Annotated in this window: 27 protein-coding genes; 15 read left to right on the top strand and 12 right to left on the bottom strand. The window is 43.3% G+C overall.

The features are described from left to right. The first annotated feature begins 4 nt into the window (after window positions 1-4). The 5 genes from PMI05_RS02415 to PMI05_RS02400 all read left to right on the top strand — a co-directional run bounded on the left by PMI05_RS02415 (window position 5) and on the right by PMI05_RS02400 (window position 2,385). Window positions 5-256, top strand: coding sequence for a hypothetical protein (locus PMI05_RS02415; protein ID WP_007716742.1), 252 nt, complete (start codon window positions 5-7; stop codon window positions 254-256). Window positions 257-321: 65 nt separating this feature from the next. Next, window positions 322-798 carry an NUDIX domain-containing protein gene (locus tag PMI05_RS02410; RefSeq protein ID WP_007716740.1) on the top strand — a complete coding sequence of 159 codons (477 nt, stop codon included), beginning with the start codon at window positions 322-324 and terminating at the stop codon, window positions 796-798. A 160-nt stretch (window positions 799-958) separates the two neighbouring features. Then, complete coding sequence (locus tag PMI05_RS30865) at window positions 959-1,123, top strand: YuiA family protein (RefSeq protein ID WP_162130897.1); 165 nt, start codon at window positions 959-961, stop codon at window positions 1,121-1,123. A gap of 206 nt (window positions 1,124-1,329) precedes the next feature. After that, window positions 1,330-1,590 carry a YuiB family protein gene (locus PMI05_RS02405; RefSeq protein ID WP_007716738.1) on the top strand — a complete coding sequence of 87 codons (261 nt, stop codon included), beginning with the start codon at window positions 1,330-1,332 and terminating at the stop codon, window positions 1,588-1,590. Window positions 1,591-1,749: 159 nt separating this feature from the next. Beyond that, window positions 1,750-2,385 carry a 3D domain-containing protein gene (locus tag PMI05_RS02400; protein ID WP_007716736.1) on the top strand — a complete coding sequence of 212 codons (636 nt, stop codon included), beginning with the start codon at window positions 1,750-1,752 and terminating at the stop codon, window positions 2,383-2,385. A 90-nt stretch (window positions 2,386-2,475) separates the two neighbouring features. On the opposite strand, the gene PMI05_RS02395 is transcribed toward PMI05_RS02400, so the two are convergent. After that, entirely contained in the window at window positions 2,476-3,246 is a 771-nt protein-coding gene (locus PMI05_RS02395) for a cobalamin-binding protein (RefSeq protein WP_007716734.1), read from the bottom strand. A 12-nt stretch (window positions 3,247-3,258) separates the two neighbouring features. Then, a complete protein-coding gene (locus PMI05_RS02390; protein WP_007716732.1) occupies window positions 3,259-3,735 on the bottom strand; it encodes a divergent PAP2 family protein in 477 nt (158 codons plus the stop codon). A gap of 153 nt (window positions 3,736-3,888) precedes the next feature. Here PMI05_RS02390 and PMI05_RS02385 point away from each other — a divergent pair, with 153 nt between their 5' ends. From PMI05_RS02385 to PMI05_RS30860, 7 genes are all read left to right on the top strand, one after another. Next, window positions 3,889-4,263 carry a DUF309 domain-containing protein gene (locus PMI05_RS02385; protein ID WP_007716730.1) on the top strand — a complete coding sequence of 125 codons (375 nt, stop codon included), beginning with the start codon at window positions 3,889-3,891 and terminating at the stop codon, window positions 4,261-4,263. 49 nt (window positions 4,264-4,312) lie between these two features. Beyond that, a complete protein-coding gene (locus PMI05_RS02380) occupies window positions 4,313-5,809 on the top strand; it encodes a leucyl aminopeptidase (protein WP_007716728.1) in 1,497 nt (498 codons plus the stop codon). Window positions 5,810-5,856: 47 nt separating this feature from the next. Beyond that, entirely contained in the window at window positions 5,857-6,288 is a 432-nt protein-coding gene (locus PMI05_RS02375; RefSeq protein WP_007716726.1) for a CoA-binding protein, read from the top strand. Between the two features lie 30 nt (window positions 6,289-6,318). After that, on the top strand, window positions 6,319-6,915 hold the full coding sequence (locus PMI05_RS02370) for a sulfite oxidase-like oxidoreductase (RefSeq protein WP_007716725.1): 597 nt from the start codon (window positions 6,319-6,321) through the stop codon (window positions 6,913-6,915). Between the two features lie 413 nt (window positions 6,916-7,328). Further along, on the top strand, window positions 7,329-7,523 hold the full coding sequence (locus tag PMI05_RS02365) for a bZIP transcription factor (protein WP_007716724.1): 195 nt from the start codon (window positions 7,329-7,331) through the stop codon (window positions 7,521-7,523). Window positions 7,524-7,583: 60 nt separating this feature from the next. Then, window positions 7,584-8,078, top strand: a complete 495-nt coding sequence (locus PMI05_RS02360; RefSeq protein WP_007716723.1) for a hypothetical protein — start codon at window positions 7,584-7,586, stop codon at window positions 8,076-8,078. 440 nt (window positions 8,079-8,518) lie between these two features. Continuing rightward, window positions 8,519-8,734, top strand: coding sequence for an SOS response-associated peptidase family protein (locus PMI05_RS30860; protein ID WP_369751180.1), 216 nt, complete (start codon window positions 8,519-8,521; stop codon window positions 8,732-8,734). A gap of 19 nt (window positions 8,735-8,753) precedes the next feature. Here PMI05_RS30860 and arsC read toward each other — a convergent pair whose 3' ends face one another. The 5 genes from arsC to PMI05_RS02335 form a co-directional block, all read right to left on the bottom strand. After that, on the bottom strand, window positions 8,754-9,158 hold the full coding sequence (arsC, locus tag PMI05_RS02355) for an arsenate reductase (thioredoxin) (protein ID WP_007716722.1): 405 nt from the start codon (window positions 9,156-9,158) through the stop codon (window positions 8,754-8,756). Between the two features lie 15 nt (window positions 9,159-9,173). Continuing rightward, window positions 9,174-10,223, bottom strand: coding sequence for an ACR3 family arsenite efflux transporter (gene arsB, locus PMI05_RS02350; RefSeq protein ID WP_007716721.1), 1,050 nt, complete (start codon window positions 10,221-10,223; stop codon window positions 9,174-9,176). A gap of 18 nt (window positions 10,224-10,241) precedes the next feature. Then, a complete protein-coding gene (locus tag PMI05_RS02345) occupies window positions 10,242-10,679 on the bottom strand; it encodes an ArsI/CadI family heavy metal resistance metalloenzyme (protein WP_007716714.1) in 438 nt (145 codons plus the stop codon). A 64-nt stretch (window positions 10,680-10,743) separates the two neighbouring features. Continuing rightward, complete coding sequence (gene arsR, locus PMI05_RS02340; protein WP_007716712.1) at window positions 10,744-11,058, bottom strand: arsenical resistance operon transcriptional regulator ArsR; 315 nt, start codon at window positions 11,056-11,058, stop codon at window positions 10,744-10,746. A 204-nt stretch (window positions 11,059-11,262) separates the two neighbouring features. Beyond that, window positions 11,263-11,547, bottom strand: a complete 285-nt coding sequence (locus tag PMI05_RS02335; RefSeq protein WP_039960077.1) for a hypothetical protein — start codon at window positions 11,545-11,547, stop codon at window positions 11,263-11,265. A gap of 118 nt (window positions 11,548-11,665) precedes the next feature. On the opposite strand from PMI05_RS02335, the gene PMI05_RS02330 reads away from it, so the two are divergent. Continuing rightward, window positions 11,666-11,938: a WGxxGxxG family protein gene (locus PMI05_RS02330; RefSeq protein ID WP_007716708.1), complete on the top strand. Its 273-nt coding sequence runs from the start codon at window positions 11,666-11,668 to the stop codon at window positions 11,936-11,938. Window positions 11,939-12,405: 467 nt separating this feature from the next. Here PMI05_RS02330 and PMI05_RS02325 read toward each other — a convergent pair whose 3' ends face one another. The 3 genes from PMI05_RS02325 to PMI05_RS31235 all read right to left on the bottom strand — a co-directional run bounded on the left by PMI05_RS02325 (window position 12,406) and on the right by PMI05_RS31235 (window position 13,970). Then, entirely contained in the window at window positions 12,406-12,810 is a 405-nt protein-coding gene (locus PMI05_RS02325) for a DUF4288 domain-containing protein (RefSeq protein WP_007716706.1), read from the bottom strand. A 21-nt stretch (window positions 12,811-12,831) separates the two neighbouring features. Next, window positions 12,832-13,095, bottom strand: coding sequence for a hypothetical protein (locus PMI05_RS30615; RefSeq protein ID WP_157230827.1), 264 nt, complete (start codon window positions 13,093-13,095; stop codon window positions 12,832-12,834). A 515-nt stretch (window positions 13,096-13,610) separates the two neighbouring features. Next, window positions 13,611-13,970: a hypothetical protein gene (locus tag PMI05_RS31235; RefSeq protein ID WP_238543237.1), complete on the bottom strand. Its 360-nt coding sequence runs from the start codon at window positions 13,968-13,970 to the stop codon at window positions 13,611-13,613. A 64-nt stretch (window positions 13,971-14,034) separates the two neighbouring features. On the opposite strand from PMI05_RS31235, the gene PMI05_RS02310 reads away from it, so the two are divergent. After that, window positions 14,035-15,801, top strand: a complete 1,767-nt coding sequence (locus PMI05_RS02310) for an FG-GAP-like repeat-containing protein (protein ID WP_007716701.1) — start codon at window positions 14,035-14,037, stop codon at window positions 15,799-15,801. Between the two features lie 38 nt (window positions 15,802-15,839). On the opposite strand, the gene PMI05_RS02305 is transcribed toward PMI05_RS02310, so the two are convergent. Next, window positions 15,840-17,657, bottom strand: a complete 1,818-nt coding sequence (locus tag PMI05_RS02305) for an APC family permease (RefSeq protein WP_007716685.1) — start codon at window positions 17,655-17,657, stop codon at window positions 15,840-15,842. Between the two features lie 221 nt (window positions 17,658-17,878). Then, on the bottom strand, window positions 17,879-18,772 hold the full coding sequence (locus PMI05_RS02300) for a hypothetical protein (RefSeq protein WP_238543236.1): 894 nt from the start codon (window positions 18,770-18,772) through the stop codon (window positions 17,879-17,881). Between the two features lie 127 nt (window positions 18,773-18,899). Here PMI05_RS02300 and PMI05_RS02295 point away from each other — a divergent pair, with 127 nt between their 5' ends. Further along, a complete protein-coding gene (locus PMI05_RS02295; protein WP_007716681.1) occupies window positions 18,900-19,493 on the top strand; it encodes a YdeI family protein in 594 nt (197 codons plus the stop codon). Window positions 19,494-19,636: the final 143 nt, after the last annotated feature.

Genomic DNA, 19,636 nt, shown 5'->3' with positions numbered 1-19,636 from the left:
CACGATGCGTCACGCGAGCATTCAAGTCCGGGGGCTCATGGTCCGCGAAGAGATGGATCGGTACAACGCTATGATGGAAGTGGGCCTTTATCTGGAGGAACAGGGGCGGCACGATTTGGCATGGCATGTACAGCGTGAAGTAGATATTCTCATCCTGCCTGCCATCGAACGGCTGAAGGAAAAGGGCCGCGAGAGGGATCGGGAAAATCTGCGATACATGATCGATAATGGGCTCCTAGATGACGAGGATGATTGATAGGTACCCCCGGCGAAGAAGAGCCGGGGGTTTCGTTTAGCTAGGACTTGGGAGGAGCGAGCTGGATGCGCGAAGGGAAGGTTTGGCTAGGTGCCTGCGGGATCGTCATTCGTGGGCAAGAAGCATTGGTTGTCAAAAAAACGTACAGCGGACTAAAAGGACAATGGTCATTTCCTGCGGGATTCGTGCAGGAGGGCGAGACTGTAGATGAAGCAGCAGTGCGTGAGGTACTGGAAGAAACGGGTGTCGAGGCGGTCGTGCGACAAGTAGCGGGAATCCGTTCAGGCGTCATCCGGGAGTCCATTAGCGACAATATGGTCGTTTTTTGGATGGATTACATAGGTGGGGAACCGCGCCGGCAGGAAGGTGAGATCGCGGAGGCGAGATTTATGCCGATACAGGAGCTGCTTCATGACCCGCTGTCTTCGACTTATTTGAAAATCATATTGCCGGACTATATCAAACGGGAGCAGGGAATGACAGGTCAATCATTTGATATCGATCCCATTTTTCAATACACTTCCTATAAAATCTTTAAGTAATCCTGCGAAAAAGCTAGATAAACTGCAATGTTTCCGCTTACATTGCGGTTTTTTTATGGTTTTTTCGCGATGAACTGCATTGTGAACCAAGGGGAGATTCTGATATAGTTAGATACATCAAAATAATCAGAAAATACATGCAATTAACTCTCGCGCATGTATGCCGAAAGGGGAGCTCAACATGAGACAAAAACAAGAACAGTGCCCGTACTGCCATGGCCAAGGGTATTTCCAACTGCTCCTGGGGGGCTCGGAGAATTGTCCTAACTGTGACGGAGCTGGTACACAGGAAGCTCAGAAGGAAGCTATTTCATCTCATCAATAATGATTAAGGAACCTCGCATAGAAAACCGTCGAAGCGAATGCATCGGCGGTTTTTTCTGTCAGGCATGCAACACATACGACAGGCTTCTCTTATTGACCGATCCCTCGACTTTTTGCTACACTTAATACCGAAAATAGCCCGTCTTTCCTATATTTGCCGAAGAAGTGGCAAAAGGTGGAGAAGGTGGCAGGAGGTCTTTTTCGTCGATGAACTTGATGCAATTTATGGTATCCATTGTTCTGTTCTCCGTGCTAGGGTTTGGCATTGGGTTTATTTTAAACATGATTTTGAAAACAACATGGTTTCCTGTTGTGATCAGCGTTGGTGTAGTGGTAGGTGCACTTGTCTATCAACAAATCGTTCCGGGAATTTGGGATTCGCTTATTCTGGGCTGCGGCATGGCAGGAACAGTGGCGAGTGGCTGGACCATTCAAACGCTTCGCAAAAAAGGATATCGGATGTTTTAAAACAAGTACAAGCAGGCCTTTATTTTGGGCCTGTTTTTCTTTTGGCATTTTAGTGGGAAAATGTGTAACTGACTGAATATTTCTGTAATCAACCAAAATTTGTGTATACTTTCCTCCTCGTCGGGACATGACTAGAAACGAGAGGAGGTTTTCCAAGAAATGAATGGAAAGCAGTTCGTAAGTATCGTCGCGCTGTTCATCCTGGTCTTGACGGCCTTCGCAAGCGATGGATACAGCTATAATGTTGTGGGAGACCACGGTGTCTCAGCCACTTTTGGAATCAAGGAAACGAAAGAGGGGCAACGTGTCGTCAAAAAACGGACGGTATCTGCCAGTTCTCTTACTCAAGTGATTGATAAAGCGGAAGTATTTCACGATCAATATCCAAAAGTACGTGTAGTAGCGACTGGCTACTATGCTGGATACGAATCGACCGGCAAAAATCCATCTCACCCGTCCTATGGCATTACATATTCAGGTGTAAAAGTACGTAGAGACGACTATTCCACGATTGCAGCTGATTTGCGCGTTTTCCCGCTGGGGACCATTTTGTACATTCCCGGTTATGGATATGGCGTTGTAGCTGACAAGGGTGGAGCGATTCGCGGCCATAAGATTGACCTGTATTTCGAGACCAAGCAGGACGTATTCTCGCAATGGGGGAAAAAATCGGTGGACGTGTACATCGTAAAAAAAGGCGAAGGCAAGGTAACGGAAGCTTTTCTGAATGGCTTGAATGAAAAAGGAATAGCAGCCATGGCGGAACCCGTCAGCGGCAAACAACAAACTGAATAGCAACGAATGAAAACGAATGGATGCCGCATTGGTGGCATGAAAGAAAAAAGAAAAAAACGTTCAAGGCAGAAGCTTTGAACGTTTTTTATGTCATTTTGTATGGATCAAATTAACCAGCTTCTCCAGTCCTTCCAAAATGCGAGGAGAAGGGCGGCAATATAGGCCTTCTTCCAGCAAATGGACCTGATTGTTTCGAATAGCGGTCATGTTCATCCACTCTGGGCGGTTTGTGATCATGTCAGGCTTGATTCGCTTCAGTTCAATTCCGCACCAGACGACACAAATATGATCGGGATTGCGTTCCATGACCATTTCCCGCGTAGCCTTGACGTTCGCGACAGGATAATCTGCAAAAATATTGGTGGCACCCGCAATCTCACTGACATCGGTCAGCCAGTTTTCCTGACCAGGTGTATAGATGGGATTCGGCCACCATTCCCAGTACAGCTTCGGTCGTTGAGCGTACTTTGCAGCCTTTTGTCGGATGCTTTCAATGGTTTCGTCAAATTGAACCGCAAGCTGCTCGGCTTGCCTCTGTGTTCCTGTCGCCTCACCGACGAGTCGGATATCATGAGCGATTTCTGCGATCCGGGAAGGGTTCAGCACGATATGAGGAATATCTCTATCGCGCAGAGCCTCTATATTTTTCTCCATGCCAGGAACAGAGAGTGACGCTACGACCAGATCCGGTTGGAGGGCAGCGACCAGGTCCATATCGATTGTCAAATCGGGTCCAACCCGGGGGAGGTGCTGCCACTCCTGCGGCCAGTCAGAGTGATCATCCAAACCGACGACATGCTCATGCAGGCCTAAATAATACAGGATTTCGGTATTGCTGGGACAGATGGAAACAATGCGCATGGGAGCCCTCCTTTAAAAAAACGGATGGAGCAATAACGCAATCATGACGCCTAACCAACCGCCGATTAATACCTCGATCGGTTGATGACCGAGCAGTTCTTTCAGTTTTTTCGCTTTTTCCTGGTTAGGGCGTACTTTTAACGATTTCATTCCTTCTAACAGGTGGTTGAATTCATCGACCAGCTTATTTAAGACAACGGCTTGCATACCGGCATGGCGGCGGACACCTGCGGCATCAAACATCACGATCACACCGAGAATGGCAGAAATAGCGAACATGTTGCTGCCAAAACCCTCACGTAGTCCCACGGCTGTGGATAGTGCTGTCACGGCAGAAGAGTGTGAGCTGGGCATACCGCCTGTACTCAAGAGCAGTGACCATTGCCACGTTTTCGTTGCAAAAAAATGGAGGGGAATTTTGATAAATTGGGCGATCCCTATGGCTAGCAATGCTGCCCATAAGGGGAAGTTTTCAAAAAAATCCGCCACGGAAAATCCATTCCTTTCTACTGTGCGCTTATCTCTAGGATTATTGTAACAGAAGGGCGTTGTCTTAATCCGTGAAGTTTTTGTTTGGATGTAAAGTCATTGCCAATCTGTGTTACCATGAAGACGGAAGGTTCGAAACGGAGGCATGCATCCATGGGGTATCCCGAGCAGTATTTACAGTTCATTGAAAAATTCAATGATGGCGAATACTACGAATGCCACGATCTGTTGGAAGACATCTGGATGGAAGATAAGTCAGACAAGTTTTTGCAAGGATTGCTGCAATTGTCAGTCGGACTGTATCACCAAGAATACGGCAATATAAAAGGTGCTCGCTGGATGTTAGGCAATGCACGAAAGTATTTGACTCGTTACCAGCCAGTTCATTGGGGACTGGACGTAACAAGAGTTCTTCGTTACATAGATGAATGCGAGAAATTGTTGCCGGAAAAGGATGTCATTTCTTATACAGAGGCAAAAGCCATGACGTTTCCACCCTTGCGCTTATATGTCGACACATCGTTCTAAACAAATGTGCCCATATTGTATCCTACCACAGAGAAAGAGGGAAGAGTATATGAAAGTAGCAGTAGAAAAACGCATACAGCTTGTGAATATCGCGTGTGATGAACTGATTGTTCCGCTATGGAAGGGTGAGGAGATTTCGCAAGTATACCCGGAATTGGACGAAGCTTTTGGAGGCAGTCTGAGTGGCTTGCAGCAGGACAAGGAAATTACGGGTGAGGCAAAGGAAATTACGGTTGTCCACGGAATGAACAACGTAGCTGCAAAAAAACTGTTGATCGTCGGGATGGGTGAACCAGGCAAATTTGATTTCGTCGCAGCCCGAAATGCATGGGGACGTGCAGCCAAAACGGTTGTGGGTAAAGGCAACGGCAAAACAGTGGTGATTGATTTGCCAACAACAGAGCATCTGAGTGCTGACCGTCTGGCGCAGGCAGTGACGGAATCCTTTGGACTTGCCGAATACAATTACGAGGGCTACCGTCAAAAGGCAAAGCGTGAGTCTGACCCAATTGCGACGGTGCAAATTTTGTCAGCAGATGCCGATGCTTCATTGGTACAGGCAGGTGTTGCACGTGGTTCGGCGCTCGTATCCGGGACGAATCTGGCACGCACGCTCGTCAATGAACCAGCTAACTACTTGACTCCACGCGCATTGAAGAATGCGATGGTCGAGGTAGCAGAGCGCTATGGCATGACTGTGGAAGTAATGGAAAAAGCGAAGCTGGAAGAGCTGGGAATGGGCGGAGTGCTCTCTGTAGCGAAAGGCAGCGAGCTTGAGCCTTATGTCGTCGTAGTCAAATATCAAGGAAGAGACACGTGGGACGATGTCATTGGCTTGATCGGTAAAGGCGTGACATTTGATACAGGTGGGATCTCCATCAAGCCAGTAGCAGGCATGGAAGACATGAAATCGGACATGGGTGGAGCGGCTACGATGATCGGCGCGTTGGAGGCACTGGGGCAAATTAAACCAAAAGTAAACGTACTGGCTGTCGTAGGTACCGTGGAAAACATGCCTTCCGGAACGGCATTCCGCCCAGGCGATGTCATCACGACCATGAGCGGCAAAACGGTAGAGATCATTACGACAGACGCAGAAGGTCGCCTCGTGCTGGCTGATTGCATCACTTATGCCAAAGAGCAAGGTGTGTCTTGCCTGGTGGATGCCGCTACCTTGACAGGTGGTATCGTGGTCGCGCTCGGTCATTTCTGCTCTGGTGCCATGACCAATGACAATGCACTGTTGGATGAACTGATGAAAGCAGCAGACGTGGCGGGTGAGCGTTTGTGGCAGCTCCCTACCTTCGATGAGTACCGCAGCCTGAACAAGAGTCGCTTTGCCGATTTGAAAAACTCGGGAGGACGTTATGGCCACGGCATCATCGGCGGTGTTTTCCTGCAAGAATTCGTTGGCGACACACCGTGGGTACATCTGGACATCGCGGGTACAGCGTACACAGCAAGTGCTGGCGACATGCAACCAGCTGGCGGTACCGGAGCGATGACGCGGACCATCGTTGAATTCGTTTCCAGTCGTAGTGAATAAGAGGTAGTTCAATATCCCATTTCCATATAAAAAAGGAGTGTTTTCACATGGCACAAAATCCAAGCAACGAAGCACGTCGTCAACTGCTGGAGGATGCAAAAACGATCGCAGTAGTGGGTCTGTCCAACAAGCCGGACCGCACCAGCTATATGGTATCGCAAGCCATGCAGAGCGCGGGCTACACGATCATCCCGGTCAATCCTGTCATCGCAGGTGAAACGGTTTTGGGTGAAAAAGTATTGGGGAGCCTGACCGAGATTGATCAGGCAGTAGACATCGTCAACGTGTTCCGCCGCAGCGAAGACATGATGCCTGTTGCAGAGGAAGCATTGAAAATGCAGAACAAGCCAAAAGTGTTCTGGATGCAACAAGGTATTGCCAACGAAGACGCGGCTAAATTGGTTGCAGATCAAGGTATCGAGGTTGTACAGGACATGTGCATCAAGGTAGATCACGCCCTTTTGCGGGTCGGAAAATAAGAGACTGACAATCGAGGGAGTGGAAACAACATGTTTATCAACCCAGCGGCAGATACCAAGCGCGATCGCATTCCACCCAATCAAAAACAGACGACGGGCTTTCCTGTCCTGCACTATGGAGAGGTTCCCGAATATACAGATCTGTCTACGGAGTGGAGCTTTCGCCTTTTCGGTCTCGTCGAAGAAGAAGTGACGCTGAGCTACGAACAAATGATGGCACTGCCAAAAGGCGGCACGACTAACGATATTCACTGCGTGACAGGCTGGAGCAAGCTGGACAATGAATGGGAAGGCATTCCGGTTGAGGAAGTTCTGAAGCTGGTAAAGGTGAAGCCGGAAGCGAAGTACGTCATGCTGCACGCTGAGCACGGATGGACTGTGAACATTCCGCTTGTCGACTTCATGAAAAACGGCAATCTGTTCGCGACGAAGCATAACGGCGAAGATTTGACCCCTGAGCACGGTTGGCCGCTGCGCTTTGTCATTCCGCATCTCTACTTCTGGAAAAGCGCCAAGTGGGTGCGTGGGATTGAGTTTATGGAGAAAGACAAGCAAGGGTTTTGGGAGAAGAACGGATATAATATGTATGGAGATCCTTGGAAAGAACAGAGGTTTGCTTGGGATTAGATAGGAAGATGAAGAGGCGGGAGACCGTCTCTTTGTTTGTTTTTATGGAGGTACTACACTGTGCCAAAGCGTAAACGACCCCTTCACAAACGAAGAATTCGTTGATTTTATTTGAGTATTCCATTACGTTCGAAGGATTGAATTTTACTAAATGCTACATAATCTTTTCGAGATGTGAATGGACCTTTGTTAAAGTCTTTTATCGAACATGTAGGTTTTATTGCCGCGACCGTCTGCGCGGCATGTGTGCCCCCTAGAAAGAGCAAAAGTTTGCGTGGATTAGATAGAATGATGAAGAGGCGGGAGACCACCTCTTTTTTTATAACTTCTATTCAAATCTGTTATTCCTATCCGTGACTTTACCAATATATGGATCGTAATTCTTTTTGTGATAGATGAAGGAGGTTTTAAGGATGGGGCATCATTATGCGATAGGAATAGAGTGGGATTGGATTGGTTTCCTAATGGGGCTCATCTTTGTAGGGTTACCTGTTGGTATCATCACTTTTATCATTACTTATTTTGCAGTTCGATTTAGATTCAAGAAAAAGATAGATGAATTAAAGAAACAGATAGAGAAACTCGAGAATGAAAATTCAACAAAGTAAGTTTTACGATGGTGGCATAAACATAGTAATGACTGTGCACGCTTTAATAGGAGGAAGCAAATGGATAAGATAATCATTGAACCCGGTGTTGGAATTGGCAACATAAAATTTGGTATGAGTAAAGAGGAGGTAGCATTGTGCATTCAAGAGTATGAGTCGAAGCATAACAAAGAGTACTTTGTTACTAGCTATTTTGAAAGTGCCTTTATGGTTAAGTATGATTCAAATGAAAAAGTGGCTTTTATTCAAATTCCATCGAGCTTGAAGAATGTATTTCATTGCGTATTTTCGGATATTGATGTTTTCAGAACAAAAGTTACAGATCTTGTAGAAAAGTTAGATACAATATCGAATTACGATCGGAATGATCGTGAACTAGGGGGGACTTACGATTTTCCAGAGTTAGGTTTACTATTTTGGAGACCTAATGTACTCACCGAGGAAGATTTGGAGAAAGAGTGGTTTAAAGAGTTAGATCCTGAGATTCAAGAAGACGAAATGAGAAATTTATACTTTGAAAGTGTGTGCATACGGACGGAGTCTTTCGAGTTATAAAAACAACGATGGTAAGTACGAACGAATACATAAATAAAACTAAGTAATTACTTCTGTTGCTGAAGAGATGGTCGTGTCGTTTATGGGCAATCTTGGAACACAGCGTTTCATGATCCGTCCCTGTTTAAAGGGACTAATACACATAAAAAATCCTCGAGTGGTTACACAAGACTATGTACGGTGATCCCTGGAAAGAACAGAGGTTTGCTTGGGATTGATTGGGGAAAAGAGGCGGTGATTATCCGCCTCTTTTTTTGTTTTAAAGAACTTAATTTCGCAAACTACTCGTCGTCCGGGTCCATCTACGGCTTCGCCATATGTTCGCACAAGAAACATATATTTTAAAACCAAATCAGTTCATAAACCAAGAAGAAATTTGTAAAGAAAACAAAACACGGGCTACTCAGTGGTTGTATTGTGTTGATTTTTTGTAACTAGAAATGATTAGACGCATTGAATCGTGGCTCACTTTCCATGAAAATGAAATCTGTGCACAAGCAGATGACTGGATGCCTGTAGTACTGCGGCAGCAGGACGAAGTAATCTGGCTTGATCAGGAGAACTTTGACACCAATCTTTTGCAGTCACTGCTCGTGCCATATGACCATGATCAGATGAGAGCCTATCCTGAAATAGCTAACCCGTCCCTGTTTTGAGGAGGCGGGTTTTCACCTTTTATTCTCCTATATCCGCGAATCTCTTAATTCGTACACCGATTTCATCACGAACTCGTTGAAACTCAGACCATTCTTTTCCAGCGGGATCGTCAAATCCCCAATGGACACGTTTTATATGAGTAGGAGTGGTTGGACAAACGGAATCTGCATGGCTGCATAGTGTCACGATTAGATCGGCCTTGTTTAAAAGATCAGGGTCAATGACATCTGATGTTTGATCGGAAATGTCTATGCCAACTTCATTCATCGCTCGAACGGCATTTGCATTCACACCATGGGCTTCAATCCCAGCAGAAAAAACATTCCAGGCTGTACCCAAGTATTTCTTTCCCCATGCTTCCGCCATTTGGCTTCGGCAAGAATTTCCTGTACATAAAAAGTAGATTGTTTTTTTGTTTTCCATGATGTACTCACCTTTTCAGCTTCCATTAGGATATGTGCTGGCAAAATACTTGCGCTTGAACCATAAAGCTACATGAACCAATGCAATCATCACAGGTACTTCAACAAGAGGACCGATGACGGCTGCAAAGGCGGCACCTGAATGAATCCCAAACACTCCGACTGCCACAGCGATAGCTAATTCAAAGTTATTACTGCCCGCTGTGAAAGCAAGCGTCGTAGTAACAGGATAATTTGCGCCAATCTTTTTCCCCATATAGAAAGAGATAAAGAACATTAGGATGAAATAGATGAGAAGTGGAATGGCGATGCGAACAACATCAAGTGGAACGCTTACGATGTTTTCTCCTTGTGTTGAGAACATGACAATAATGGTAAAGAGTAAGGCAATCAAAGTCATAGGGCTAATTTTTGGGATGAATACTTTCTCATACCACTGTCTACCTTTCACTTTTACAAAAGTAAAGCGTGTCAGCATCCCTGCAAGAAAAGGAATACCCAGGTAAATAAACACCGATTTTGCCACTTCTGCCATCGTAATGCTAATAACAGCACCTTGAATACCAAGCCATTCCGGTATGACAGTGACAAAGACATAGGCATATACTGAAAAGAAAAGCATCTGAAACACAGAATTGAAAGCCACAAGCCCTGCAGCATATTCTGCATCACCTTTTGCGAGGTCATTCCACACAATCACCATGGCAATACAACGTGCCAATCCAATCATGATCAGCCCCACCATATATTCTGGTTTATCTGGCAAGAAAATGATGGCTAATAAAAACATCAAAACCGGTCCTATAACCCAGTTTTGAATAAGGGATAGCACAAGAACCTTAAGGTCTTTAAATACACGTCCCATTTCTTCATATCGAACTTTAGCTAAAGGGGGGTACATCATCAGGATTAAGCCTATAGCAAGCGGGATGGATGTTGTACCAATTTGTAAGCTATTTAGTCCATTTGTGAAAGTAGGAAAGAAAGTCCCGATCATAATCCCTACTGCCATAGCAAGGAAGATCCAAAGGGTCAAGAAGCGATCTAAAAATGATAATTGTTTCATTGGGCCTCCCACTTTGTCTTAGCAGCAAGAATTGGTTGCTTCTGTTTTTGAATCTACGCAGCAGGACGTGGATTCGATTTTATGAACGTCACTGTCAGACTTTGTGTAGAAAAATTCCCACTCATTACCGTCTGGATCAGTAACCCAAAATTTATCCTGCACGGCATAACAACATGTCGTATCCATCTCGTCACGAGCGAAGAAGCCTTCTTTTTCTAGTCTTTCCTTATGAGCAAGGATTTCATTTGCACTTTCAACCTGGAATCCGAAGTGGTTAACTTGATTTCCGCTTACGACGTCCCGGACATTCAATGTAAAGTTTAGCCCTGGGGATTCAAGCAAGAACTTCGCATAATCAGGTTTTACCTTTACAGGATTAACCCCAAAAACCTTTTGATAGAACGCAATAGATTTCTCCAAATTGGTAATGTTAACGCCAACATGTACATACTTCATTTCAGAATCCTCCTTTAATTTATAAACTATTAATCAAAAAAAATTGATGTAGTGTCTAAAAAAATTAGCAGCAGCTACCTTTGCCTGTTTTCCTGAAAATACAACAAAGCTCTTCCGATAAGAGGTGATTCACTTCATCATCATTCAAATCGTAATAACTCCAGGTACCTTTTGTCTCTTTGATAATCAGGTTGGCATCCAATAATATCTTGAGATGATACGATAATTTAGATTGAGGCATATCAAAAACCTCGGTAAGGTCACATACGCATGTTTTACCTCTTTGACAAAGCTCATACATAATTTCAAGTCGCTTCTGATCGGAGAGAGCTTTGAATTTCTTCTCATATTGTTCCAATTTGTGCTTGATATCGTTCATCGATTACAACCTCATTCATCAATTTTTTTTGATGATTTTATTATATGCACGGTTACCAAGAAGATACAATAATTAAATCAAGTTTTTTTGATCTAATCAGTTTTTCCGTAGAGACGTGTTTGTTTAATAATTGCTTTAGCTTGGGATTGATTGGATGAAAAGAGATGAGGCACCTACCTGTTTTACAGGAGGTGCCTCATCGTGTTATTTGGTATATTCCATGACTTCAAAGGATTGAATCTTGCTGAATGCTACATAATCTTTTCGAGCGGTGAATGGCCCCATATTGAAGTCTTTTTCAAACATGTAGATTTCCTTGCCGTTCCCGTCAGCACGATTGTTATACCAGTTGATAAAGTCTTCAATCTCAGCAGCAGTTAGCTCAAACTCTTTTTCAAGACCACTGATCATTTTAATAACAAGCAATGCGTCATTACCGGTTGGAGTTGGCTCTGGTTCAGGTTCGGGATCTGGAACTGGACTAAACATACAATCGTGTGGAAGGAACATTTCAACGTTGGAAGTGGGGTGAGTAAATTTGTATAAATTTTATGCGTATGGACATTATACAAGTAGTAAATACGCATGAAATAAGGGGGAAATTAAATTGAAAAAGTTCAATGCAATTATTTTGGCTCTAGTGTTAACGGTAACAATGGGCTTAACCGTATATGCTGAAGCTGGTGGTACCGAAGGTGCCGGGAACACAGGAGGAACAAACACCCCAGGTAATACGACAGGAAACACAGGTATCAATAACAACACGTACAGAACGACAGCAGTGGACACTGATTCAGACTGGGAATGGATAGGTTTGCTTGGATTAGCTGGTCTTTTTGGTTTGAGGGGAAGAAATAGGGAACGAAATCCACAGAAGTAACCAAAATCAACAACCCGTCCCTGTTTGAGGAGTCGGGTTTTTTAGTTGAATAACTGAATAATAGTTACATAAGAGTATGTACGGTGATCCTTGGAAAGAGCAGAGGTTTGCTTGGGATTGATCAGGGAAAAGAGGCGGTGATTATCCGCCTCTTAATTCTTTTTTAAGGACATAATTTCACAAGTTATTCGTCGTCTTGATCTACCAACGGCTTCACCAAAATGATCGTCTGTGGCATTCTTGCCATTGTAGGAGCATGTAAGGACTACTTTCAAGAGCAATCCAGGGAGGGAGTTTTGACGTTATGCGTTCTATTTAAAAAGACCCAGGTGCTTTTTTCGGAACGGGTTGTGCAGAAAGTGAGAGAAATCACTTTGGCATGGTCACGCTTTCTTAGCGGCACGTTTCTCCACTCCGTCAAAGAATGCATACATACACACATAGTTCTATAGCTGTAAAAGCTTCAACTATTCAATATGCGCAGCCTCTGGGTAATAGCGCTTTATAATATCCATAGCTGTATTCTCGTTACTAGCGTGGATAAATCTTGCATAGATTTCTGTTCCGTCAGTGAGCTCGTCATCGTTGAGCTCAAAAGTGTGCAAAATTTTCACAAACTGAACCAGAATTGAAACACCATATGTGTTCAAGTATTCATCTTCAGAGTTTTTGGCATTAATCTCTGCTTTTTCATTAGCCTGACCCTCATTTAACGCTTTCACGAGTATAATACGTTCCTCAAAAAGCTTCAAATTGTTATCGTCATCGTCTAAATCAAGCTTATCAGGGAGCGGATCTCCAGAATGAACAGATTCAAATAATACTTTTACCGCATACCATCTTGTTTGGGATTCTGTTGATTTGGTATCCATAAAAATCCTCCCTATAGTGAATTAATCTTTTTTGAACCTATTATCATTTAGCAATTTTTTGGCTGTCCTTGCCTTTCTCTCCCCATTTTTTGCGTCTTTTTCAATTTCATTAAGAGTTTTATCGAGATATTCACTTGGGAATTCTCTTCTGATTGAACCCTTTCTGTTTTTTGAAATATATTCATCAGCGGTTTCAGCATTGAGCCAAGAATCTACACAATCATAGAGCCAATCACCTGCATAGTAAAGAGCTGTCCCTATTAATACAGCACCTGATACTACCAAGGCAACTTGCCCAATACCTGGAACGAAATAAACCGCTACAGCTGGTGTCTTTTGGGGGATTGTCCGCAGAGCTTACGAGCGTTTTATCTTTCGCTTCAATTTCTTTTAGGATACTTTCAAATTTTTTAATTGTTTGGGGATCTTTTATGGCTTTTGGATGATTTGGGTCAAAAAACTCGCTTGGAATCATAATTTGAGTTGGTGCATTTTCGTTGACTTCGAGACGAACTGATGAATCAGTCTTAGTAGATGCATAAGCACCTCCGGAGTAAACTGCCAAAATACTAGTAGCAATTACAGCGGATAAAATCTTTTTCATTACACCAAACCTCCACACTATATTTATTAGCCACCTAGGCAATCGAGTAACTAATGAATTAATTATATACCAAATAATGTAAAAAAATTAAGTAACAAAAATTCAGCTTGTATTCTTCGACTTTATACTTTCAGCATAAACCAGCACTTAAAAAGCACGAGGCACCTTCCGATTTTTAGGGAGGTGCCTCATCGTGTTATTTGGTATATTCCATAACTTCAAAGGATTGAATCTTACTAAATGCTACATAATCTTTTCGAGCGGTGAATGGCCCCATATTGAAGTCTTTTTCAAACATGTAGATTTCCTTGCCGTTCCCGTCAGCACGATTGTTATACCAGTTGATAAAGTCTTCAATCTCAGCAGCAGTTAGCTCAAACTCTTTTTCAAGACCACTGATCATTTTAATAACAAGCAATGCGGTGATCCCTGGAAAGAGCAAAGGTTTGCAGGGATTGATCGTACAAGAAGAGGGGCGGGAAACCACCTCTTCATTTGTTTTAGTGAATTCACGTTCATGCCTAAACAGCCATATCATGATCAAAGGCATTTGCATAGTATGCACCACGTGCAATTATTAGCCTTTATTCGTGTTTGGAGTAAAGCATTTCGATTAGGGAATGGCTGCCAGTATTCCTATAAGAAAGGGTGAATCCAAATTGGCCTGCCCATTTTTTCAGCCATCAGTCGAATATAATACGGGAGGAACCTCTCCTTCCAGCATTACTTCTGGCGATTTTAACAGAGACGGTCGCATAGACTTGGCCGTAGTGGATATTGGGTCCAACGATGTTTCTATTCTGGTTAACAATGGGTCCGGCGTGTTTTCCGTATCGCAAACGATACCCTTCAATACTTTATTTCCTGGGTCTTTATTAGGGCAAATTGCAGCAGCAGATTTTAATGGAGATGGCTTCATTGATTTGGCTGTAACTGATCAAACTCCCAATGACCGAGTTTTTATCCTTTTGAATAACGGGGATGGCACCTTTGCTGCACCTGTAGCTTATAGTACAGGTGTGTTTCCTGCTGTTTCGCAATCTTTTGCTATTGCTACAGGTGACTTTGATGGTGTAAACGGTGTGGACTTAGCTATAGCAAATGTAGGCCAAATTACAGGAACTAGTTTCGTTACTATCTTGTTGAATAATGGATCAGGTGTATTTACCATGGCGCCAGGGAGTCCATTTGACACCACTCCTGGTTTGGCCCCTTTTGATATTGTAGCGGCTGACTTTAATGGAGATGGGAGACTTGATCTGGCCACTGCCAATCGAGACACGAATGATGTAACTATATTTAGAGGGAATGGGAACGGTACGTTCCAAACTCCTGGAGTGAGTTTCTCTGTACTTCCAGGGGGATCATCCCCCATTAGCCTTGTAGCTGCTGATTTAAATGGTGATGGGGCCATTGATATTGCTGTTGGGAATATTGCTACGAGTAATGTAACCGTCTTTCTAAACGATGGATTCGGTTCTTTTACAGAAGCAGCAGGAAGTCCCTTTACCTTGGGCACTGATGCATTTCCTTTTGATATAACAGCGGCTGACTTTAATTGTGATGGAGTCATTGATTTGGCTACCCCAAACGCAGGTTCTGATAATGTTTCTATTCTCATAAACAACGGAACAGGCGGGTTCTCGACTCCCTTTCAGTTCCCTACAGGAGCAGGTCCTTTCAGTATTACAGCGGCTGATTTTAACGGAGACGGAAGAATTGACATTGCTACTGCAAACGAGGATTCGAGCGACGTTTCTGTTTTGCTTAATGGATGTGTGCAGTCACCAACCTGCCCACCTGACATGGTAGTACCCTGCCCTATTGTAAACTATCCAACACCTGTATCTCTTTGTCCTGGAGTTACCGTTACCTGTTTTCCACCTTCAGGCTCCCTTTTTCCAGTGGGAGATACGGTTGTCACCTGTACGGCACAAGATATATTTGGGAATACGGAAGTATGTTCATTTACCATCACGGTTATTGACGAACCTCCAACCATCACTTGTCCTGAGGACATCACAGTCCTTGTTTTACCCGGGCAAACTTCCGCTACTGTTACCTATGAAGTCACTGCCACTGATACTTGTGGTGTAACCTCTATTACCTGTCATGGAATCACACGGTCCTTTACCCCTCCTGTACCAATTGCAGTTGCAACTTTTACCATGGACTTTCCTGTGGGAATGACGATGCTCACCTGCACAGCCAGGGATCAGTCAGGAAATATGGCCTCCTGCAGCTTTGTGGTTACCGTTACTTCTGGAGCCTCCAACAGTATTCAGCCAGAAATCATTCGAGTAAAAAAAGTGTATGATTGGGTAGTCTTTCAATCTAATTTTAGGCTCATACTGGATTTAAATAACAGTCAAGATGATCAAGGGTAACAAAAATGATGGAACTATATAGGGAAATATTTACTGCTTCATTTCTTTAATCGGTATGGAACCGTAGCAATTTTTACATCTTGGCGGGCGAATAAATACGCGCGGATTAATAAACTCGTCTGGTTATGGAGTAAGTTATGCCACCAACGCTTGGTAATAAACTGTGGAATCATGACAGTAACATGATCCGTTTCTGCCTTTTTCCACTCAACCGTGTCAATAAACTTAAACAAAGGCCTTATTATACTGCGATAATGTGAACGCAGGACGATCAAGCGTACTCCGGGATTCCAGATCTCCCATTTTTCCTCCATTTTTTTCATGTCTTCCTCATTAAATCCGACGTAGACAGCGACAATGTCGTCTGACAATGATTGCGCATAACTAATGGTGTTTTTCACCACCTGCGAAATCCCAGCCACAGGAATAACGATGACACTCCCTTTTGGTTCGGGTTTGTCTGTTTCCATATCAAGTCGTAACTCATTTGCCAAATCTCTATAATGCTGATTTATCTTCCTAAAAATGAAAATGACGATAGGAAGGAATACAAAAATCGGCCATACCTGTGAGAGTTTTGTAATGAAAAAGATCAGGCAAATGGTAAGGGTTGTTAGCATTCCTAAAGTATTAATAACAAAAGGTGCTAGCCACCCTCGGGGCTTTTTTGAAATCCAGCGTTTCATCATTCCTGCCTGTGACAAGGTAAACGGTATAAAAACACCAAGCGCATACAAAGGGATTAAGTTTTCCGTTTCTCCTTTAAACGCAATCACAAATAGTGCTGAAAGAATAGCCAGGAAAATAATCCCGTTTGAAAACCCAAGACGATCTCCTCGAACCATGAACATATTAGGCATAAATCTGTCCTTGGCAAACATAAAGGCGAGTAAAGGAAAGGCTGCAAAAGCAGTATTAGCGGCCAGGAATAAAATAAGTGCTGTAACAGCCTGAATCGAGTAATACATGATTCCTCGTCCAAAAACAGTAGAAGCGATTTGAGATACCACCGTTTCCTTTGGATTCGGTGCGATCCCATATAAATAAGCCAACAGGCTAATGCCCATGAACATAACACCGAGGATAAGTCCCATCATGAGAAGCGTTAATGCTGCATTTTTCGGTGCTGGGTCCCTGAAGTTGGGAATTGCATTGGATACGGCTTCTACCCCTGTTAATGCAGAACACCCTGAACTAAATGCTCTCAATAGAAGGAATAAAGTTATTCCTGGAACAACTGCCCCATATTGTGGGGGATGAGCTTGCACATTTCCAACCATCCATTGATATCCGCCGCCAATAATTAAGATGAGAATAGCGACAACAAACAAATAAACAGGATACATTAAAATCGTTGCCGATTCTGTGATGCCACGTAAATTTAATACCGTTACGATTGCAATCATGAACAGAGCAATAAGAACGCGATGATCATGTAGCACTGGAAATGCCGAAGTAATAGCGTCTGTAGAAGCAGACGTACTCACAGCAACCGTTAAAATGTAGTCCACGAGCAAAGAGCCACCTGCAACCAGTCCAGTAGTGGTTCCTAAATTGTCCTTTGCGACAATGTAGGCTCCACCACCAGTTGAATAAGCAAAGATGGTTTGGCGGTAAGACAAAATGAGGATGGTTAAAAGACCAACAACCGCAATGGAGATGGGGATAGAGTACCACATCGCTACTGCACCCAAAGTAATTAACACGAGAAGAATCTGTTCTGTTCCGTAAGCGACAGAAGATAGAGCATCAGATGAAAGAACCGCCAAAGCTTTTACTTTATTTAACTTTTCTCCGGCAAGTTCACTTGATTTCATAGGTCTACCGAGTAAAAATCGCTTGAATTCTGAGATCATGTGTATTCCCCTATCTGACATTTCCCGTTAGTTTTCCCACTGCCACAATAATATTACGCAACTACATGATCAATGACTTGGCGCGTGCGGATAGGATGGTCACTTTTGAGTAAAAAGAAAACGGGTTCTTGTCCTTTAGCTTCATGCTTTTGGACAAAACCCGTTGCCATCATGTAATTAGATTCACCTGAATTTACTTTTGTACCCTTAACATCAGCCGTTTACAGAATACGTTGAAACAATCGAAAATCGGATGGACTGCGGCCCGATATTCGGCAAAGTCTCAAATAACTGTACGCGTATTTATAAAAATGGCCATGCTTGCTTTCAACTAATGCTTGTTCCCAGTAGGAAGGTTCTAATGGATTCAACTCGCCTTCCATAACCATCGAATCGGATTCAACAACCCGATTTTCCTCAAGTGTATTAGCATAAGCCAAGAGGTTGATTCTTGTGTAAAAGGCCGGATCGAGATTGGCGTGTACATAATAGCGATAAGCTTGTTTCGTTTCTACAATAGCATGACCATGTGTAAGGATATGCCCCAACTGCATATCGCCTTTCTCCATTTGCAGCGGTCTCTGAAAGTTATGGAGTAAGTCAAGCAAAGTCTCCGGAGTCAGCTGTAATCTTACACCTGTATTTGGTACGCCGTCAGGATCAATGACGATATTCTCTCCATTCACAGTAACAAAACCAGGACCTGATGCTGCGAAACTACTAACCATTTTCCCCATGGCATCAAACAATTCGGCAGTTGCTGGAATATGGGAACGAGAGAGCATACTCAGCAAATAAAACGTGTAAATCACGTCATGACCAAGCGCATGGCATGTATGGCTCTTTTGGACGAGCAGTCTCATCATTTGAGCAGGAAAATCTTCGTATTCTTTGTTTGCCCGATACTGCTGTTCGTTTGCATGTTCTTCCACAACTTTATCAAGATTTTTACGAATCAAATCTTCCAACTTGGCAGGTACAAGTTTTTCTTCCAAGAGTTCAGTCAAGGCTATAACCGCACACGCCCAATGTCCTTCCCACATATTGCTATGTGACGATTCGATCATTTTTTGGCATGCCCATTTCCTATAGAAATCGATATCCAAATCAATCACCTCTCAATCTGATAGAGCTTTTTCTTTAAAAGAAGGAACCTGAATACATGATGATAGAATAATACAAATACCATAATGTCAAAACTAAAAATTGACATGACACCAACTAGATGAGAGGTGTTCCTTGATGACAACAAGTAAAACGAATCCTAAGGTTGATGAATTTTTAAGTAAGGCGAAAAAGTGGAAAGCAGAATACGAGAAGTTGAGAAGTATTGTTCTTGACTGTGAGCTGACCGAAGATTTTAAGTGGATGCATCCTTGTTACACGTTTGAGAAAAAAAACATCGTTTTAATACATGGATTTAAAGAATATTGCGCGCTTCTGTTTCAAAAAGGTGCCTTGTTAAAGGACCCACACGGGATTCTCATCCAACAAACGGAGAATGTACAGGCGACCCGCCAGATCCGGTTCACCAATTTGGAAGAAATCATGGAAATAGAATCTATTTTGAAGGCCTATATTCAGGAAGCCATTGAAGTTGAAAAATCCGGTGTGGAAGTGAACTTTAAAAAGCATGAAGAATACATCATTCCTGAAGAATTTCAAAATAAATTGGATGAAAATCCTGCCTTGAAAACTGCTTTTGAAGCATTGACTCCGGGACGGCAAAGAGCCTACCTTCTTCATTTTTCAGCACCCAAACAAGCCAAAACGCGAGAGTCAAGGGTTGAAAAATGTATCCCTCAAATTCTTGAGGGAAAGGGATTAAATGATTGATGGAAAGAAAAGAGGCGGAAACTACCGCCTCTTTTTCGTGCTTCGCTATACGGGTCGTTGCATTTTGTAAAAAAAATTAAGAAGAAAACCGAACCTTTTTTCGATCGAGAGACAATATAGGGTGTAAGCTGCTTACTCAGGAG

Origin of the sequence: Brevibacillus sp. BC25 (genome assembly GCF_000282075.1) — a bacterium.
GTDB lineage: Bacteria > Bacillota > Bacilli > Brevibacillales > Brevibacillaceae > Brevibacillus.
This window is presented reverse-complemented; position numbering and strand designations above follow the sequence as displayed.

What these genes read in the sequence shown, in the direction of transcription:
- PMI05_RS02415 (WP_007716742.1), top strand. Translation starts at nt 5, where the DNA reads ATGCGTCACGCGAGCATTCAAGTCCGGGGGCTCATGGTCCGCGAAGAG.
- PMI05_RS02410 (WP_007716740.1), top strand. Translation starts at nt 322, where the DNA reads ATGCGCGAAGGGAAGGTTTGGCTAGGTGCCTGCGGGATCGTCATTCGT.
- PMI05_RS30865 (WP_162130897.1), top strand. Translation starts at nt 959, where the DNA reads ATGCCGAAAGGGGAGCTCAACATGAGACAAAAACAAGAACAGTGCCCG.
- PMI05_RS02405 (WP_007716738.1), top strand. Translation starts at nt 1,330, where the DNA reads ATGAACTTGATGCAATTTATGGTATCCATTGTTCTGTTCTCCGTGCTA.
- PMI05_RS02400 (WP_007716736.1), top strand. Translation starts at nt 1,750, where the DNA reads ATGAATGGAAAGCAGTTCGTAAGTATCGTCGCGCTGTTCATCCTGGTC.
- PMI05_RS02395 (WP_007716734.1), bottom strand. Translation starts at nt 3,246, where the DNA reads ATGCGCATTGTTTCCATCTGTCCCAGCAATACCGAAATCCTGTATTAT.
- PMI05_RS02385 (WP_007716730.1), top strand. Translation starts at nt 3,889, where the DNA reads ATGGGGTATCCCGAGCAGTATTTACAGTTCATTGAAAAATTCAATGAT.
- PMI05_RS02380 (WP_007716728.1), top strand. Translation starts at nt 4,313, where the DNA reads ATGAAAGTAGCAGTAGAAAAACGCATACAGCTTGTGAATATCGCGTGT.
- PMI05_RS02375 (WP_007716726.1), top strand. Translation starts at nt 5,857, where the DNA reads ATGGCACAAAATCCAAGCAACGAAGCACGTCGTCAACTGCTGGAGGAT.
- PMI05_RS02370 (WP_007716725.1), top strand. Translation starts at nt 6,319, where the DNA reads ATGTTTATCAACCCAGCGGCAGATACCAAGCGCGATCGCATTCCACCC.
- PMI05_RS02365 (WP_007716724.1), top strand. Translation starts at nt 7,329, where the DNA reads ATGGGGCATCATTATGCGATAGGAATAGAGTGGGATTGGATTGGTTTC.
- PMI05_RS02360 (WP_007716723.1), top strand. Translation starts at nt 7,584, where the DNA reads ATGGATAAGATAATCATTGAACCCGGTGTTGGAATTGGCAACATAAAA.
- PMI05_RS30860 (WP_369751180.1), top strand. Translation starts at nt 8,519, where the DNA reads ATGATTAGACGCATTGAATCGTGGCTCACTTTCCATGAAAATGAAATC.
- arsC (WP_007716722.1), bottom strand. Translation starts at nt 9,158, where the DNA reads ATGGAAAACAAAAAAACAATCTACTTTTTATGTACAGGAAATTCTTGC.
- arsB (WP_007716721.1), bottom strand. Translation starts at nt 10,223, where the DNA reads ATGAAACAATTATCATTTTTAGATCGCTTCTTGACCCTTTGGATCTTC.
- PMI05_RS02345 (WP_007716714.1), bottom strand. Translation starts at nt 10,679, where the DNA reads ATGAAGTATGTACATGTTGGCGTTAACATTACCAATTTGGAGAAATCT.
- arsR (WP_007716712.1), bottom strand. Translation starts at nt 11,058, where the DNA reads ATGAACGATATCAAGCACAAATTGGAACAATATGAGAAGAAATTCAAA.
- PMI05_RS02335 (WP_039960077.1), bottom strand. Translation starts at nt 11,547, where the DNA reads ATGTTTAGTCCAGTTCCAGATCCCGAACCTGAACCAGAGCCAACTCCA.
- PMI05_RS02325 (WP_007716706.1), bottom strand. Translation starts at nt 12,810, where the DNA reads ATGGATACCAAATCAACAGAATCCCAAACAAGATGGTATGCGGTAAAA.
- PMI05_RS31235 (WP_238543237.1), bottom strand. Translation starts at nt 13,970, where the DNA reads ATGCAAATGCCTTTGATCATGATATGGCTGTTTAGGCATGAACGTGAA.
- PMI05_RS02310 (WP_007716701.1), top strand. Translation starts at nt 14,035, where the DNA reads ATGGCTGCCAGTATTCCTATAAGAAAGGGTGAATCCAAATTGGCCTGC.
- PMI05_RS02305 (WP_007716685.1), bottom strand. Translation starts at nt 17,657, where the DNA reads ATGATCTCAGAATTCAAGCGATTTTTACTCGGTAGACCTATGAAATCA.
- PMI05_RS02295 (WP_007716681.1), top strand. Translation starts at nt 18,900, where the DNA reads ATGACAACAAGTAAAACGAATCCTAAGGTTGATGAATTTTTAAGTAAG.